At 73.1% G+C, this 15478-nt stretch carries 12 protein-coding genes; 2 read left to right on the top strand and 10 right to left on the bottom strand.

The window, feature by feature from the left end; all coding sequences use genetic code 11:
• Positions 1-110: 110 nt before the first annotated feature.
• From JKP75_RS19550 to JKP75_RS19515, 8 genes are all read right to left on the bottom strand, one after another.
• Positions 111-1748 carry a methyl-accepting chemotaxis protein gene (locus JKP75_RS19550; RefSeq protein WP_200489863.1) on the bottom strand — a complete coding sequence of 546 codons (1638 nt, stop codon included), beginning with the start codon at positions 1746-1748 and terminating at the stop codon, positions 111-113.
• Positions 1749-1849: 101 nt separating this feature from the next.
• Positions 1850-3448: a methyl-accepting chemotaxis protein gene (locus JKP75_RS19545; protein ID WP_200489861.1), complete on the bottom strand. Its 1599-nt coding sequence runs from the start codon at positions 3446-3448 to the stop codon at positions 1850-1852.
• A 224-nt stretch (positions 3449-3672) separates the two neighbouring features.
• Positions 3673-5283, bottom strand: a complete 1611-nt coding sequence (locus JKP75_RS19540; RefSeq protein WP_200489860.1) for a methyl-accepting chemotaxis protein — start codon at positions 5281-5283, stop codon at positions 3673-3675.
• 250 nt (positions 5284-5533) lie between these two features.
• Entirely contained in the window at positions 5534-7135 is a 1602-nt protein-coding gene (locus tag JKP75_RS19535) for a methyl-accepting chemotaxis protein (RefSeq protein ID WP_200489859.1), read from the bottom strand.
• A gap of 300 nt (positions 7136-7435) precedes the next feature.
• Positions 7436-9082: a methyl-accepting chemotaxis protein gene (locus JKP75_RS19530; protein ID WP_242471191.1), complete on the bottom strand. Its 1647-nt coding sequence runs from the start codon at positions 9080-9082 to the stop codon at positions 7436-7438.
• Positions 9083-9347: 265 nt separating this feature from the next.
• Positions 9348-10952: a methyl-accepting chemotaxis protein gene (locus JKP75_RS19525; RefSeq protein WP_200489858.1), complete on the bottom strand. Its 1605-nt coding sequence runs from the start codon at positions 10950-10952 to the stop codon at positions 9348-9350.
• 206 nt (positions 10953-11158) lie between these two features.
• A complete protein-coding gene (gene otsB, locus JKP75_RS19520; protein ID WP_200489857.1) occupies positions 11159-11902 on the bottom strand; it encodes a trehalose-phosphatase in 744 nt (247 codons plus the stop codon).
• A complete protein-coding gene (locus JKP75_RS19515) occupies positions 11899-13260 on the bottom strand; it encodes a trehalose-6-phosphate synthase (protein ID WP_309230062.1) in 1362 nt (453 codons plus the stop codon). The genes otsB and JKP75_RS19515 overlap by 4 nt, the downstream gene beginning before the upstream one ends.
• On the opposite strand from JKP75_RS19515, the gene JKP75_RS23530 reads away from it, so the two are divergent.
• A complete protein-coding gene (locus JKP75_RS23530; protein ID WP_304504694.1) occupies positions 13160-13378 on the top strand; it encodes a hypothetical protein in 219 nt (72 codons plus the stop codon). The two genes, JKP75_RS19515 and JKP75_RS23530, sit on opposite strands and share 101 nt — an antisense overlap.
• A 42-nt stretch (positions 13379-13420) precedes the next feature.
• On the opposite strand, the gene JKP75_RS19510 is transcribed toward JKP75_RS23530, so the two are convergent.
• Complete coding sequence (locus JKP75_RS19510; protein ID WP_200489856.1) at positions 13421-13780, bottom strand: CrcB family protein; 360 nt, start codon at positions 13778-13780, stop codon at positions 13421-13423.
• On the bottom strand, positions 13777-14229 hold the full coding sequence (crcB, locus tag JKP75_RS19505; RefSeq protein WP_309230061.1) for a fluoride efflux transporter CrcB: 453 nt from the start codon (positions 14227-14229) through the stop codon (positions 13777-13779). Before crcB ends, JKP75_RS19510 begins: the two co-directional genes overlap by 4 nt.
• Before the next feature lie 80 nt (positions 14230-14309).
• Between crcB and JKP75_RS19500 the strand changes: the two genes are divergently transcribed.
• Complete coding sequence (locus tag JKP75_RS19500; protein WP_309230060.1) at positions 14310-15368, top strand: CaiB/BaiF CoA-transferase family protein; 1059 nt, start codon at positions 14310-14312, stop codon at positions 15366-15368.
• Positions 15369-15478 lie beyond the last annotated feature (110 nt).

The following is a 15478-nucleotide window of genomic DNA, read 5'->3' as shown; positions in this document are numbered from 1 at the left end:
TCCCGGTGGTGTTTCGGCGCGGCGGGCGGGGGAGTCAAGGTGAATCCGCCGCCCGCCGCGGCCGTCTGAGCTGTTATCGGCACCCGCCGTCCCGGGTGGGACGGCGCGGTTCAGTACGTGAAGCGGCCCACCGTGGTGCGCAGGTCGGCGGCCATCCGGGAGAGCTCGTCCACGGCCGTCCGCGTCTGGGTCAGCGCCTGCGTGGTCGAGTCCGCCGCCGTGGAGACGCCGGTGATGTTCTCCGCGATCTGGCCCGAGCCGGCCGCGGCCTCCTGCACCGAGCGCGACATCTCGTTGGTGGTCGCCGTCTGCTCCTCCACCGCCGAGGCGATCGTGGTCTGCCGGTCGGAGATCTGCGCCACGATCGTGCTGATCTCCTCGATCGCGGCCACCGCCGCCGTCGTGTCGCCCTGGATCGACTGCACCCGGCGGGCGATGTCCTCGGTCGCCTTCGCCGTCTCCTGCGCCAGCTCCTTCACCTCGTTGGCGACCACGGCGAAGCCCTTGCCCGCCTCACCGGCCCGCGCCGCCTCGATCGTCGCGTTCAGCGCCAGCAGGTTGGTCTGCTCGGCGATCGAGGTGATGACCTTCACCACGTTGCCGATCTCGGCCGAGGACTCCCCCAGCTTGCTCACCGTGGCGGTGGTCCGCTCCGCGGCGGTCACCGCGCGGGCGGCCACGTCACTGGCCTCCGCGGCGTTGGACGCGATCTCGCGGATCGAGGCACCCATCTGCTCCGCACCCGCAGCGACGGTCTGGACGCTGCGCGACACCTCCTCGGCAGCGCTGGACACCACGCCGGACTGCGCGCTGGTCTCCTCCGCCGACGCCGAGATCTGCGCCGACGACGCCGACAGCTCCTCCGACGACGCGGCCACCGCATCGGCCGAGCCGGCCACCTGGCCCAGCACCACCCGCAGGGTGCCGATGGCCTCGTCGAGCGCCGCCGCGGTCCGGCCGACCTCGTCGCCCTGCACGACGCCGCTGGTCCGGGTCAGGTCGCCGGCCGCCAGGGCGGTGGCCACGTCGACGACCGCGCCGAGCGGCCGGGTGATGCGCCGCGCCACGGCGAGCGCGACGGCGAGGACGAGCGCGCCGCCCAGGACGATGACGCCCACCATGATCTGGGTGGTCCGTGCCTGCTGCTCGTCCGCCGCCGTCCTGGCGTCGGCGAGGCGGTCGTCGAGCGACTCCCGGAGGGTGCTCGTCAGGTCCAGCAGGTCGTAGTAGACGCCGAACCCGTCCTGCAGGATCACCTGGTCCGCGGCGTCGATGGCCTCCGGGGTGTCCTGCGCGTACAGGGCGGCGGCCTGGTCGTCCAGCGCGAAGAAGTCGTCCCACCGGGCGTCGATCTGCTCGACGACGGCGCGCTCGTCGTCGGTGAGCACCTCCGTCGGGGCGTCCGAGAGCTCCACCCGGAGCTTCTCGCTGATGTCGAGGAAGCCGGCCCGGTTGCCACCCTCGGTCGGCTGCACCGCGGCGACGCCGCCCAGCCGGCGGGCGTCCCACGCGTAGGAGACCTGCCACCCGCTGACGTCGGCGTTGTAGGTCTGGACGCTCTGCACGAAGTCGGCCGCGTCCGCGAGGGCGGTGACCTCGTCGAGGCTGTCGCCGGCGCTGCCGAGGCCGGCGATCGCGAAGCCGCCCACCGCCACGGCGGCCGCCATCCCCGCGGCGCCCACGGCGAGGATCTTGCTGCGGACGCCGAGGCTCCTCCGACGTGCTGGGCTGGTCGTGCTGTGCGGCATGGCGGTTCTGTCCTTCTGGAGCGGGTCGATGTGCCGGGAGGGTCAGCAGGCGTCGTGGGCGGGGGTGACCGGCGTGCCGGTCACCCCCGCCCTGACGTCCCTCAGTAGGTGAAGCGGCCCACGCTGGTGCGCAGGTCGGCGGCCATGCGGGAGAGCTCGTCGACCGCGGTGCGCGTCTGGGTCAGCGCCTGCGTGGTGGAGTTCGCCGCCGTCAAGACGCCGGTGATGTTCTCCGCGATCTGAACGGTCCCGGAGGCGGCCTCCTGGACCGAGCGCGACATCTCGTTGGTGGTCGCCGTCTGCTCCTCGACCGCGCTGGCGATCGTGGTCTGCCGGTCGGAGATCTGCGCGACGATGCTCGAGATCTCCTCGATCGCGCTCACCGCGGCGGTGGTGTCGCCCTGGATGGCCAGCACCCGGCGGGCGATGTCCTCCGTGGCCTTGGCCGTCTCCTGGGCGAGCTCCTTGACCTCGTTCGCGACGACGGCGAAGCCCTTGCCCGCCTCACCGGCACGTGCGGCCTCGATGGTCGCGTTGAGCGCCAGCAGATTGGTCTGCTCGGCGATGCTGGTGATCACCTTCACCACGTTGCCGATCTCCACCGAGGACTCCCCCAGCTTCGTGACCGTGGCCGTCGTCGTCTCGGCTGCGGTGACCGCGCGGGCGGCCACCTCCGAGGCCTCCGCGGCGTTGCTGGCGATCTCGCGGATCGAGGCGCCCATCTGCTCCGCGCCCGCGGCGACGGTCTGCACGCTGCGCGAGACCTCCTCGGCGGCACCGGAGACCACGCCCGACTGCGCACTGGTCTCCTCGGCCGAGGCCGAGATCTGCGCCGACGAGGCGGAGAGCTCCTCGGACGAGGCCGCGACGGCGTCGGCCGAGCTCACCACGCCGGCCATCACGAGCCGCAGCTGGCTCTGGGCCTCGCCCAGCGCCTCGGCCATCCGGCCCAGCTCGTCCCGCGAGTGCACGGGCGGCACGGCGGTCAGGTCACCCTCGGCCAGCGCGACCACGGATGCCTGCACGTCCTTCACCGTGCGGACCATCTGCCGGACGACGTAGAAGGCCAGTGCGCCCGCCAGCAGGACACCCGCGGTGAGGGCGATCCACAGCGTGAGCACGGCCGACGACGCCATGTTCTCCGCCGCATCGGTGTCCTCCTGGCCCGCGGCCACCCGCCGGTCCTGAGCGGCCTGGTACTCGTCCATGGCCAGGTCCGCGGCGTCCTGGAGCGGTCCGGCGATCACCTGTCCCGCGGTCACGAGGTCCCCGGCCCGGGCCGCCGGCAGGAGCTGGCCCTCGGCGGCCGCGTAGTAGTCGTCCAGGTGGCCGCGGAAGACCGCGAAGGCCTCCTTGTTGACCGTGTACTGGGCGTAGTCGTCGAGCTGCTGCTCGATGGTCTGACGCCGCTCCGCCAGGTCGGTCTCCAGCGCCGCGCGCGTCGTCTCGTCGGCGAGCGCGTACTGGTTGTAGCGGGCCCGGTCGCCCTGCCAGCTGCGCTGGATGTTGGCCAGGTCCGCCAGCGAGGTGACGTTGGTGTTGATCTCGGCCGAGGCCGCGCTCAGCGAGCCAATCCGCGTGACCGCGATGACGGTCATCGTCACGGCCACCAGCGCGAGCACCGCGATGGCCGCCCCGATCTTGACCGCGATGGGCCGGTCGGCGAACCACCGACGGCGGGGGGTGGGGCTGCTGTTCACGGGAGCTCCTGCTGTGACTGACGGGTCGGACGAGCAGGAGCCTGGGGCATTTCGGACGGTGCGATCCGCTATTGCGGCGCGTGTCGCAACTCGACGCCGGAGAAAGGTCGGCGACCTCCTCGCGGATGTCGACAAGCAGCCATTCCCGTCACCGGTCGATCGGTGTACGGAATGGTGCGACGGGAGGGGTGGCGACCCATTCGTCGTCACCCCTCCCGCGCGGTTCAGTAGGTGAAGCGGCCCACCGTGGTGCGCAGGTCGGCGGCCATCCGGGAGAGCTCGTCCACCGCCGTCCGCGTCTGGGTCAGCGCCTGCGTGGTCGAGTCCGCCGCCGTGGAGACGCCGGTGATGTTCTCCGCGATCTGGCCCGAGCCGGCCGCGGCCTCCTGCACCGAGCGCGACATCTCGTTGGTGGTCGCCGTCTGCTCCTCCACCGCCGAGGCGATCGCGGTCTGCCGGTCGGAGATCTGCGCCACGATCGTGCTGATCTCCTCGATCGCGGCCACCGCCGCCGTCGTGTCGCCCTGGATCGACTGCACCCGGCGGGCGATGTCCTCGGTCGCCTTCGCCGTCTCCTGCGCCAGCTCCTTCACCTCGTTGGCGACCACGGCGAAGCCCTTGCCCGCCTCACCGGCCCGCGCCGCCTCGATCGTCGCGTTCAGCGCCAGCAGGTTGGTCTGCTCGGCGATCGAGGTGATGACCTTCACCACGTTGCCGATCTCCGCCGAGGACTCGCCCAACTTGGCCACGGTGGCGGTGGTCGTCTCCGCCGCGACCACCGCGCGGGCGGCCACGTCACTGGCCTCCGCGGCGTTGGACGCGATCTCGCGGATCGACGCACCCATCTGCTCCGCACCGGCGGCCACGGTCTGCACGTTGCGGGACACCTCCTCGGCGGCGCCGGAGACGACCCCCGCCTGGGCCGAGGTCTCCTCCGCACCGGCGGCGATCTGCGCCGACGACGCCGACAGCTCCTCCGACGACGCCGCGACCGCGTCGGCCGAACCGACCACACCGGCCATGACCTCGCGCAGCGACCCCACGGCCGTGTCCAGCGCCTGCCCCATGCGCCCGAGCTCGTCCTCGGAGGCGAGACCGCTGGTGCGGGTCAGGTCGCCGTCGGCCAGCGCCGTCGCCACGTCCTGGACGCGTCGCACGTTGCGGGCGATTCCCCGGGCGACGACCAGGCCGAGACCGAAGGCGACGACCGCACCGACGGCCATGACGACCACGGAGAGGGTCCGGGCCGAACCTGCCTCGTCGCGGCCCGCGGTCGCCGCATCGGCGGCCTCGGCGCGCTCGAGGTCGAGCAGCGCCTGCGCGCTGGCCTGCACGCGGTCGGAGACCGGCTTGAGGACGGTGCCGTTGTACTGCCGCCAGCCAGGCAGGTCCTGCGCCTGCAGGAGCGCCGCGACGGTGTCCATCCCGGCGACGTACTCGTCGAAGCCGGCCTCCACGTCGTCGAGCAGCGCCGCGGTCTCGGTCGACGCCGCGCCGGCGCGGTAGTCGGCGAGCACCTCGTCGAACCGGCTCACGTAGCCGGGCACGGCCTCCAGCTCGTTCATGGCGGTCGCGGGATCGATCGCGAGGGCGGCGTCCCGGCTGGCCAGCCGCACGTTCTGCAGGGCGTTGCGCAGGGCCGCGGCATTCGAGACGCCCTGAACATTGGCCTCGTACATGACCTCGGTTCGCTGCGCGGCCGAGCTCAGCGAGGCGATGCCCAGCACGCCGATGAGGATCGCGACCAGCGTGCCGACGCTCACCGCCGTCAGCACCTTGGTGGCGACGGACCGGTCGGCCCAGCGGTCGGCCATCGATCGGGGGGTGGTGCGCATGGGTGCTGCCGTCCTTCGTCGTACGGGTGGCACCGACCGCCTCGGTCGGCACCGGCGCGGCGGGCCGCCGCGCCATTCCGTCCGATCGTGAGCCCCGCGTGGCACCGAGTGCCGCAACGACGCAGAAAATGGCCCGTGACCGCATTGTGCGCGACCGTTTGTCGACACCCGTCACGACGACGACGGGGTGGCGGCCGGTGCGGGCCGCCACCCCGTCGCGGATGGTACGTCGGAGGAGCTCAGAGGCCGGTCAGTAGCTGAACCGTCCCACGGAGGTGCGCAGGTCGGCCGCCATCCGCGACAGCTCGTCGACGGCGACGCGGGTCTGGCTCAACGCCTGGTTGGTGGAGTCCGCGGCGGCGCTGACCCCGGTGATGTTCTCCGCGATCTGCCCCGACCCCGAGGCCGCCTCCTGCACCGAGCGCGACATCTCGTTGGTCGTCGCCGTCTGCTCCTCCACCGCCGAGGCGATGGTGGTCTGCCGGTCGGAGATCTGCGCGACGATGCTGCTGATCTCCTCGATGGCGCTCACCGCAGCGGTGGTGTCCCCCTGGATGGCCAGCACCCGGCGGGCGATGTCCTCCGTCGCCTTCGCCGTCTCCTGCGCCAGCTCCTTCACCTCGTTCGCGACCACCGCGAAGCCCTTGCCCGCCTCGCCGGCCCGCGCGGCCTCGATCGTGGCGTTCAGGGCGAGCAGGTTCGTCTGCTCGGCGATGCTCGTGATCACCTTCACCACGTTGCCGATCTCCACCGACGACTCGCCCAGCTTGGCGACCGTGGCCGTCGTCCGCTCCGCGGCGAGCACCGCCCGGCCGGCGACCTCCGAGGCCTCCGCGGCGTTGGACGCGATCTCCCGGATGCTCGCGCCCATCTGCTCCGCGCCCGCGGCCACGGTCTGCACGTTGCGGCTCACCTCGTCCGCAGCGCCGGAAACCACGCCGGACTGGGCGCTGGTCTCCTCCGCCGAGGCCGAGATCTGCGCCGACGACGCCGACAGCTCCTCCGAGCTGGCGGCCACGGCGTCCGCCGACGCGACGACGGCGGACATGACCGAGCGCAGCTCCACCTGCGCGGCGTCCAGAGCGGCGGCCGTGCGGCCGAGCTCGTCGCGCTGGTCGACGCCGGTGCTGCGGGTGAGGTCACCGGCGGCGAAGCCCTCGGCGACGTGCTGGACGGCGAGCAGGGTGCGCCGGATCGCCCGCGCCACCAGCCAGCCGAGCCCCAGGGCCAGCAACGAGCCGGCCGCCATCACGGCGATCAGGAGCACGCGCGCCGAAGATGCGGTGTCGGCCGCGGCGTCGGCGGCTGCCTCGGCCTCCGCCGTCTCGGAGGCCAGCAGGGCGTCGATGCCCGTGCCGATCTCGGGGATCAGCGGCTGCGTCTGGGCGTAGAGGCTGCCCATGAGCTCCTGGTCGGTGGTCCGCAGGAGCTGGTCGTTCAGGTTGGTGTACGTGGCGTAGGTGTCGACGACGTCCTGCGCCGTCGCGCGCTGCGCCGGGGTGGGGTCGGTCTCGAGGTAGCGCTGCACGGCGTCACCCACCGCGACGCCCGCGGCCGCGGACGACGTCGAGTACTGGCTCTTCAGCTCGGCGCTGGGCTGCAGGTAGGCCATCGCCTGGTCCAGCTGCAGCGTCAGCAGCTGGGCGCGCATCTCGCCGACCTCGACCAGGCCGCGGGTGCTCTGCTCGTAGCTGTCCGCGGCGTTGTCCGCCGCGGCGTCCAGCGAGACGATGCCGACGGCGCCGACCGACGTGCCGGCCACGACGGCGACGGCCACCGAGGCCAGGATCTTGCTCGAGATCGACAGGTCCGTGAGACCCCTCCGGGCGCTCCTGCCCTTCGCCATCGCCATTGCCACACGCTTCCGTTCCGCACTCGCAAGGGTTGCCCGACCCGTCGTCGAACGAGTGGGAAGTGCCGGGAGGTGCCGGCTCCGGGCAGAACCTAGAGGGCAGGAAATGGTTGCCGTAACCATTCCGGTGCGTGTCGGAACACGATTCCTCGACACGATTCGGCAACGAAGTCGACAATTGTCGACGCGCTACCGATTCACCGTTCTCCCCATGTCGACACGCGGTCCCCGGGAATGCGGAGAGCGCACGGCCCGGAGGCCGTGCGCTCTCGGCTGGGTCGCGGCCGCAGGCCGCCGGGATCAGTAGCTGAACCGCCCGACGGAGGTGCGCAGGTCGGCCGCCATCCGCGACAGCTCGTCGACGGCGATGCGGGTCTGGCTCAACGCCTGGTTGGTGGAGTCCGCGGCGGCGCTGACCCCGGTGATGTTCTCCGCGATCTGTCCCGAACCCGAGGCCGCCTCCTGCACCGAGCGCGACATCTCGTTGGTCGTCGCCGTCTGCTCCTCCACCGCCGAGGCGATGGTGGTCTGCCGGTCGGAGATCTGCGCGACGATGCTGCTGATCTCCTCGATGGCGCTCACCGCAGCGGTGGTGTCCCCCTGGATGGCCAGCACCCGGCGGGCGATGTCCTCGGTCGCCTTCGCCGTCTCCTGGGCCAGCTCCTTGACCTCGTTCGCGACCACGGCGAAGCCCTTGCCCGCCTCGCCGGCCCGTGCCGCCTCGATCGTGGCGTTCAGGGCGAGCAGGTTGGTCTGCTCGGCGATGCTGGTGATCACCTTCACGACGTTGCCGATCTCCACCGAGGACTCACCCAGCTTGGCGACCGTGGCCGTCGTCCGCTCCGCGGCGAGCACCGCCCGGCCGGCGACCTCCGAGGCCTCCGCGGCGTTGCTGGCGATCTCCCGGATGCTCGCACCCATCTGCTCCGCGCCCGCAGCAACGGTCTCCACGCTGCGGCTGACCTCCTCGGCAGCGCCGGCCACGACACCGGACTGCGCGCTGGTCTCCTGGGCACCGGCGGAGATCTGGGCGGCGGACGCGGAGAGCTCCTCCGACGAGGCGGCCACGGCACCCGCGGCGGCCACGATCTCGCCCATCGTCGAGGACATGGCGTCGGCGGCGGTGTTGAGCGCCGCCGTCATCTGGCCCACCTCGTCGTGACCACGGACCGGCATCCGCACCGTGAGGTCGCGGGCTGCGAGGCGCTCCAGGCCGCCCTGCACCTCGCGCACGCCGCGCACGATGCCGCGCGAGACGGCGAACGCCAGGCCGCCGCCGAGCACGAAGGCGACGAGCGAGACGACGACCGACAGCAGCACGGTCTCCCGCTTGGCGTCGACGACCTCGGCCTCGGTGCTCGCCACCCGGGCGTCGACCGAGTCGACCAGCTCGGTCATCGCCTGGTCCAGGACGTAGAAGACGTCCCACTTGTCGCCGGTGGACAGCGCGTCGCCCTCGTCGAGCCGGCCCTGCGCCCACAGCGCGAAGATCTGCTCGTTGTAGCCGCTCATCGCCGTCCAGTTCTCCTGGATGACGTCGAGGCTGGCCTCGGCCTGCGCGTCCAGCTCGGCCCGGTCGATGTCGAACAGCCGCTCGAAGCCCTCGGCGCCGTCGCGGTAGTTGGCCAGGTTGTCCCCGCCCGGCGCGGCAGCCGTCGGGCCGCCGACCACCCGGGCGTTCCAGGCGGTGATGTTCTGCCAGTTGGCCGCCCAGAGCAGGTCGTACCGGGCCGCCTCGACGGTCCGCTGGACCCCGACCGCCGCCGTCGCCTGCTCGTGCAGCTCGCCCACCCGCTGCGTCCCGTGGATGCCCGCCACGGTGGCCGCGAGCGTGCCCATCATCAGCGCGGCGCTGATCGCGAAGATGCGGGTCGCGATGCCGCGGTCCCGGTACCAGTGGCGCGGGGGACCGTTCTCGCGGAACCGCTCGCTTCGTGCCTTCGACATGTCGGTATTCCTCGCTCGGCGCTGCAGCGGCGGGATGGGAGCCGCTCTCTGAATGACGCGAAATGCGTCCGAGCACAGGATGTGGCACTGGATGGTCCGGATTCACACGCGCCTCAGGCGTGTCGGAGAACACGGCGCAGAATGGTCGGTCACCGCATTCCCGTCGTCCCTTTGTCGACAACGGGAATGCGGTGACCGGGTGCTCTGCAGTAGAAACGGATCAGCAGTCGAACCGATCAGCAGGTGCGCCGATCGGCGGGCGGCATCAGTAGGTGAACCGGCCGACCGTCGTGCGCAGGTCCGACGCCATCCGGGAGAGCTCGTCGACCGCCGTGCGCGTCTGGGCGAGCGCCTGGGTGGTGGAGTCCGCCGCCGTGGAGACGCTGACGATGTTCTCCGCGATCTGCCCCGATCCGGAGGCCGCCTCCTGCACCGAGCGGCTCATCTCGTTCGTCGTCGCCGTCTGCTCTTCCACCGCCGAGGCGATCGTGGTCTGCCGGTCGGAGATCTGAGCGACGATCGTGCTGATCTCCTCGATCGCCGCCACCGCCGCGGTGGTGTCGCCCTGGATGGCGTTCACCCGGCGCGCGATGTCCTCGGTCGCCTTCGCCGTCTCCTGCGCCAGCTCCTTGACCTCGTTGGCGACGACGGCGAAGCCCTTGCCCGCCTCGCCGGCCCGCGCGGCCTCGATGGTCGCGTTGAGCGCCAGCAGGTTGGTCTGCTCCGCGATGCTCGTGATCACCTTCACGACGTTGCCGATCTCCACCGACGACTCGCCGAGCCTGGCCACGGTGGCCGTCGTGTGCTCCGCGGCGCTGACCGCGCGGGCGGCGACCTGGCTGGCCTCGGCGGCGTTGCTGGCGATCTCCCGGATCGAGGCGCCCATCTGCTCGGCACCGGCGGCCACGGTCTCCACGCTGCGGGAGACCTCCTCGGCCGCGGTGGAGACCACGCCCGACTGCGTGCTGGTCTCCTCGGCCGACGCCGAGATCTGCGCCGAGGACGCCGACAGCTCCTCCGACGACGCCGCCACGGCCTGGGCGGACCCGGCCACACCGGCCATCACCTCGCGCAGCGCCGCCTGGGCGGCGTCCAGGTCGGCGGCCATCCGGCCCAGCTCGTCCTTCGACGTCACGCCGGTCCCGACGGTCAGGTCGCCGGCGGCCAGCGCCCGCAGCGAGCGCTGGACCGCCTGCACCGGCCGGGTCACCGAGCGCATCGTCAGCCGGCTGATGCCGAGGACCACCAGCAGGCCGACGCCGGCCACGGCGAGCGAGGTCAGCTGCGAGCGGGCGATCGCGTCGTCGAGGCGCACCTGCGCCTCGGCGCTCTCGGCGAGCAGCGCGTCCTTCGCCGTCCCGACGGCGCTGTCGGTCAGGTCGTTGGCCGTCTGGATGTCCTCCCAGGCGAGCCGGGCGGCCGCCTGGTCGACGATCGCACCGTTCACGAAGAGGGTGATCGCGTCGGTGTAGGCCTCGTAGCTCGTGGCCAGCCCGTCGACCGCGGCGGCGGCGTCCCCGGTCAGCGGCACCTGCGCGAGCTCGGCCAGCAGCGCCTCGGGGGTGGCGATGTCCTCGGCGAGCTCCTCGAGCTGGGCCTCGGGGTCGGGCCGGACGGCGGCCTTGAAGCCGTCCACCTTGAGCTCGCTGGCGCGGGTGTCGAGCTGCAGCACCAGCTCGCCCGCCTCGTTGAGGTGCGCGAGCTCCGAGCTCCCGTCACGGACGGCGGCGTTGCCCAGGAGGGCCGCGCCGACCAGCCCGGCCAGGGCCAGCACGACGACGCCGATGAGCACCCCGAACTTCACGGCCAGCGGGCGGTCGGCGAACCAGCCGGTGCGCCGGGCGGCGCGGGGCGGGGCGGGAGTCGTCATGGCACACCTTCGGGGGAGCGGAGGAAACGGCCGGGCGGCCGGGTCGGTGCGCGAAAGTGTGGTGACTCCGCCCACATTTCCACCAGACCATTCGAGCCCGATTTCCCAATCGTGACGACGGGCCGTGGTCACCGTCCCCGGAATGACCATGTGTCGACTTGCCGGAATGGTCGCCGGGTTCGGCGGAATGGTGCAGGAAGCGCTGGTCAGGCCAGTGCGTCGGCCAGGAACTCCAGCAGCTGCACCGCGGCGGCGGGGTCGGGGACCCGGTGCGCGGCCGCGGTGACCCCCTCGCCGATCTTGACCGTCACGTCGTCCGCGCCGAGCGCCCGGAAGGCGTCCTCGTCGGTGACGTCGTCCCCGAGGTAGAGGACGCCGGCGGCGCCGAGCTCCGCGGCCAGGCGGCGCAGCGCCGAGCCCTTGTCGGCGTCGGTGACGGCGACCTCGAGCACGTCCTTGCCCGGCTTCACCGTCAGTGACGGATCCACGAGTGCACCCGCGGCCGCCAGCAGCGCGGCCGCGGCCGGGCGGTCGGTCACCTGCCGCACGTGGACGGCGACGGCCGCGGGCTTCACCTCGAGCCGCGCCCCGGGCGTGCCCGCCACCAGGTCCGCGAAGCGGGCGGCGAGGGCGTCGCGCCGCTCGGCGAGCTCCCCGGTCAGCGGGCCGTCGAACTCGGCGCCGTGGCTGCCGATCCAGCGCAGCTCCCCGGTCAGCCCGCTGGTGCGTTGCAGGTCGGCCAGCCCGCGCCCGCTGACCAGCGCGACCGTCACGCCCGGGGCCGCGGCGAGCCGGGCCAGCGCCTCGGCGGCGCCGGGCTGCGGCACGGCCTCCGACGGGACGTCGACCAGCGGCGCCAGCACGCCGTCGTAGTCGCTGGCCACCAGCAGCGGCCGCCGGGCGGCGAACCCCCGCAGCGCCGCGGCCAGTCCGTCGGGGAGGCCGCTCACCCCTGGGCTCCGCCCCGGCCGTTCGACAAGGGCGCGGACTCCCGCCCGATCGAGCGGCCGGTCGGCTGACCGTCGGCCTGGTCGTGGAGCGCCTGGAAGAACGAGCTCGCCCAGCGGTCCAGGTCGTTCTTCGCCAGGTGCCGTCGCATGGCCCGCATCCGCTTGGCGCCCTCGGCGGGCTCCATGCGCAGCGCACGCAGGAGCTGGCTCTTCACGCCGGCGATGTCGTGCGGGTTGACCAGGAAAGCCTGCTTGAGCTCGGCGGCGGCGCCGGCGAACTCCGACAGCACCAGGGCGCCGCCGAGGTCCCCGCGGGCGGCGACGTACTCCTTGGCGACCAGGTTCATGCCGTCGCGGTAGGGCGTCACGAGCATGACGTCGGCGGCGCGGTACAGCGCGGCCAGCTCCTCGCGGGGCATCGACTGGTTGAAGTAGTGCACCGCCGGGCCGGCGATCGAGCCGAAGACGCCGTTGATGTGGCCGACCTGCTGCTCGATCGTCTCGCGCATGTGCACGTAGTGCTCGACGCGCTCGCGGCTGGGCGTGGCCACCTGCACCAGGACCGTGTCCGGCGCCTCGACCGCGCCGTCCTCGAGCAGCTCCTCGAAGGCGTTGAGCCGGACGCCGATGCCCTTGGTGTAGTCCAGCCGGTCCACGCCCAGGATGATCTTGGACGGGTTGCCGAGCTCCTCGCGGATCTCCGCGGCGCGGGCGAGCACCTCGGGGGAGCGGGCCAGCTCGTCGAAGGACGCGACGTCGATCGAGATCGGGAACGCCCGGGCGGCGACCGTCCGGCCGTCGTACTCGACGACCGGCCCGCGGGCGGGCAGGTCGTGCAGCCGGCGGGCGAGCTGGACGAAGTTCGCGGCCGCGGCCGGCCGCTGGAAGCCCACCAGGTCGGCGCCGAGCAGCCCCTCGACGATCGCCGAGCGCCACGGCAGCTGGGTGAACAGCTCGTAGGGCGGGAACGGGATGTGCAGGAAGAAGCCGATGGTGAGGTCGGGCCGCTGCTGCCGGAGCATCGCCGGCACCAGCTGCAGCTGGTAGTCGTGCACCCAGACGACCGCGTTCTCCGCGGCGATCTCCGCCGTCCGCTCCGCGAAGCGCTTGTTGACCTGCACGTAGGTGTCCCACCAGGCGCGGTGGTACTCCGGCTTCTCGACCACGTCGTGGTACAGCGGCCACAGCGAGGCGTTGGACATGCCCTCGTAGTAGCGGTCGACCTCGTCCTCGGTGAGGGGGATCGGGATCAGCGACATGCCGCCGGACTCGAAGGGCTCGGGCGCCTCGCCCGCCGAGCCCGACCAGCCGACCCAGGCGCCGCCCCGGCCGGCCACGAAGGGCTCCAGCGCGGTCACCAGCCCGCCCGGGCTGCGCTGCCAGCGGGTGCTGCACGTCGGGGTCGGTGACCTGGTCGACGGGGAGGCGGTTGGCGACGACGACGACGGGGCTCTCGGCCCCGACCTGTTCTCCTGAGGGATCGGTCATACCGAGGGGAACCCTACCGACAGGCGGCGGTCAGAGCAGGCCGGCGGCCCCGTACGCGGCCGCCGCCGCGCCGATGCCGAGCACCAGCGTGCCGGCGAGGTAGGCGACCAGCGGTCCGGGTCGCCGCTGCTCGCCGAGCCGGACGACGTCGGCACCGAACGTGGAGAACGTGGTGAGGGTGCCGCAGAAGCCGACGCCGACCAGAGCCGTCAGCCAGGAGGGGGCGTCGGCCAGCCCGAGCAGGAGACCGAGGACGGCGCTGCCGGCGACGTTGACCACCGCCGTCCCCGCGACCGACCCCGGGCCGCGGCGGGCGGTCGCGACCCGCTCGGCGAGCAGCCGCAGGGGTGCCCCTGCCATCGCGCCCAGGACGACGAGCAGCGGCGTCATCGGGGTGGCTCCGTCGTCGTCGGGGCCGTCGTCGTCGGGGCCGTCGTCGTCGGGGCACGGCGCGTCAGCGCCCGGCCGGCCACCGCACCCAGCCCCGCGGCGGCGACGCCGCCGGCGACGGACAGGACGACGTACCCCGCGGCCAGCGCCGGGCGCCCCGCCTCGGTCAGCTGCACCGTCTCCACCGCGAAGGCCGAGTAGGTGGTGAAGCCGCCCAGCACACCGGTGCCGAGGAACGGGCGCAGCCACGGCGGGTTCGCGGTGCGGGTGAAGAGCCGGCCGACGAGCACGCCGAGGACCAGGCAGCCGACCAGGTTGACCAGCAGCGTGGCCCACGGCCACGCGGCCGGCTCGTGGGGGAGCGCCTCGGCGACCCCCCAGCGGGCCAGGGCACCCAGGGCGCCCCCGAGCGCGGCGGCGACGTAGGCGCCCACTGTGCCCCCCGTCACCACACCTGGACCGACATCGGGCAGCATGCCACCGAGGTGGGGGCACGACGGCGTGGCCCCGGGGCGCAGAGGAGATGGGCGTGGGTCCGCTCTCGGGTGTACGCGTGGTGGAGTTCGCCGGACTGGGGCCGGGGCCGTTCTGCGGCATGCTGCTGGCCGACCTCGGCGCCGACGTGATCCGCATCGACCGCAAGGGCGGCGGGGGAGGCCTCGGCGCGACCTCGCTGCTGGACCGCGGCAAGCGCTCGATCGCCCTGGACCTCAAGGACCCGGCCGACCTCGAGGTCGTCCGCGCGCTGGTGCGGCGCGCCGACGTGCTGCTCGAGGGCTTCCGCCCCGGCGTCATGGAGCGGCTGGGCCTGGGCCCCGACGCGCTGCTCGCGGAGAACCCGGCGCTGGTCTACGGCCGGATGACCGGGTGGGGCCAGACCGGCCCGCTGTCGCACAGCGCCGGCCACGACATCGGCTACATCGCCCTCACCGGCGCCCTGGGTGCCAGCGGGCGCCCCGACGAGCGCCCGGCGCCGCCGATCAACCTGCTCGGCGACTTCGGCGGCGGCGGCGTGTTCCTCGCCCTCGGCGCGGTGGCCGCGCTGCTGCACGCCCGGGCCACCGGGACCGGCCAGGTCGTCGACGCCGCGATCGTCGACGGCACCGCCGTCCTCACCACGATGATCCACGGGATGCTCTCCACCGGCGGGTGGCAGGACGAGCGGGGCGTCAACCTGCTCGACACCGGCGCGCCGTTCTACGACGTCTACCGCTGCGCGGACGGCCAGTTCCTCGCCGTCGGCGCGCTCGAACCGCAGTTCTACGCCGCCCTCCTCCAGGGCCTGGGCGTGGCCGGTGACGAGTCCTTCCCCGACCGGTACAAGCCCGAGCAGTGGCCGGCGCTTCGCGAGCGGTTCACCGAGCTGTTCGCGAGCCGGACCCGCGACGAGTGGTGGCAGGTCTTCTCCGGCACCGACGCCTGCGTCGCGCCGGTGTGGTCGCTGCTCGAGGCCACGCAGGACGAGCACAACCGCGAGCGGGAGGTGTTCGTCGAGGTCGACGGCACCGTGCAGCCCCGCCGTCGCCCCCCGGTTCTCGGCGACCCCCGGCTCGGTGGGCTCCGTTCCGCGCGCCGGCCAGCACAGTGACGAGATCCGCGCCGAGCTCGGTCTCTGAGCGGCGTCCTCCCTTCCCGCCGAGCGTCCTCCCTCACCGCGCACCGCGAGGGAGGACGCTCGACGATCAGGTCACCTGATCC

This window comes from Blastococcus sp. TML/M2B, from assembly GCF_016612865.1.
GTDB lineage: Bacteria > Actinomycetota > Actinomycetes > Mycobacteriales > Geodermatophilaceae > Blastococcus.
The sequence above is the reverse complement of the archived record's forward strand: the minus strand, read 5'-3'. Positions and strand labels throughout refer to the sequence as shown.

Bases quoted from the DNA above. Each gene is read 5' to 3' on its own strand.
- JKP75_RS19550 (WP_200489863.1), bottom strand. From the start codon at position 1,748: ATGCCGCACAGCACGACCAGCCCAGCACGTCGGAGGAGCCTCGGCGTC.
- JKP75_RS19540 (WP_200489860.1), bottom strand. From the start codon at position 5,283: ATGCGCACCACCCCCCGATCGATGGCCGACCGCTGGGCCGACCGGTCC.
- JKP75_RS19535 (WP_200489859.1), bottom strand. From the start codon at position 7,135: ATGGCGATGGCGAAGGGCAGGAGCGCCCGGAGGGGTCTCACGGACCTG.
- JKP75_RS19530 (WP_242471191.1), bottom strand. From the start codon at position 9,082: ATGTCGAAGGCACGAAGCGAGCGGTTCCGCGAGAACGGTCCCCCGCGC.
- JKP75_RS19525 (WP_200489858.1), bottom strand. From the start codon at position 10,952: ATGACGACTCCCGCCCCGCCCCGCGCCGCCCGGCGCACCGGCTGGTTC.
- JKP75_RS23530 (WP_304504694.1), top strand. From the start codon at position 13,160: ATGCCGCCGGACTCGAAGGGCTCGGGCGCCTCGCCCGCCGAGCCCGAC.
- JKP75_RS19510 (WP_200489856.1), bottom strand. From the start codon at position 13,780: ATGACGCCGCTGCTCGTCGTCCTGGGCGCGATGGCAGGGGCACCCCTG.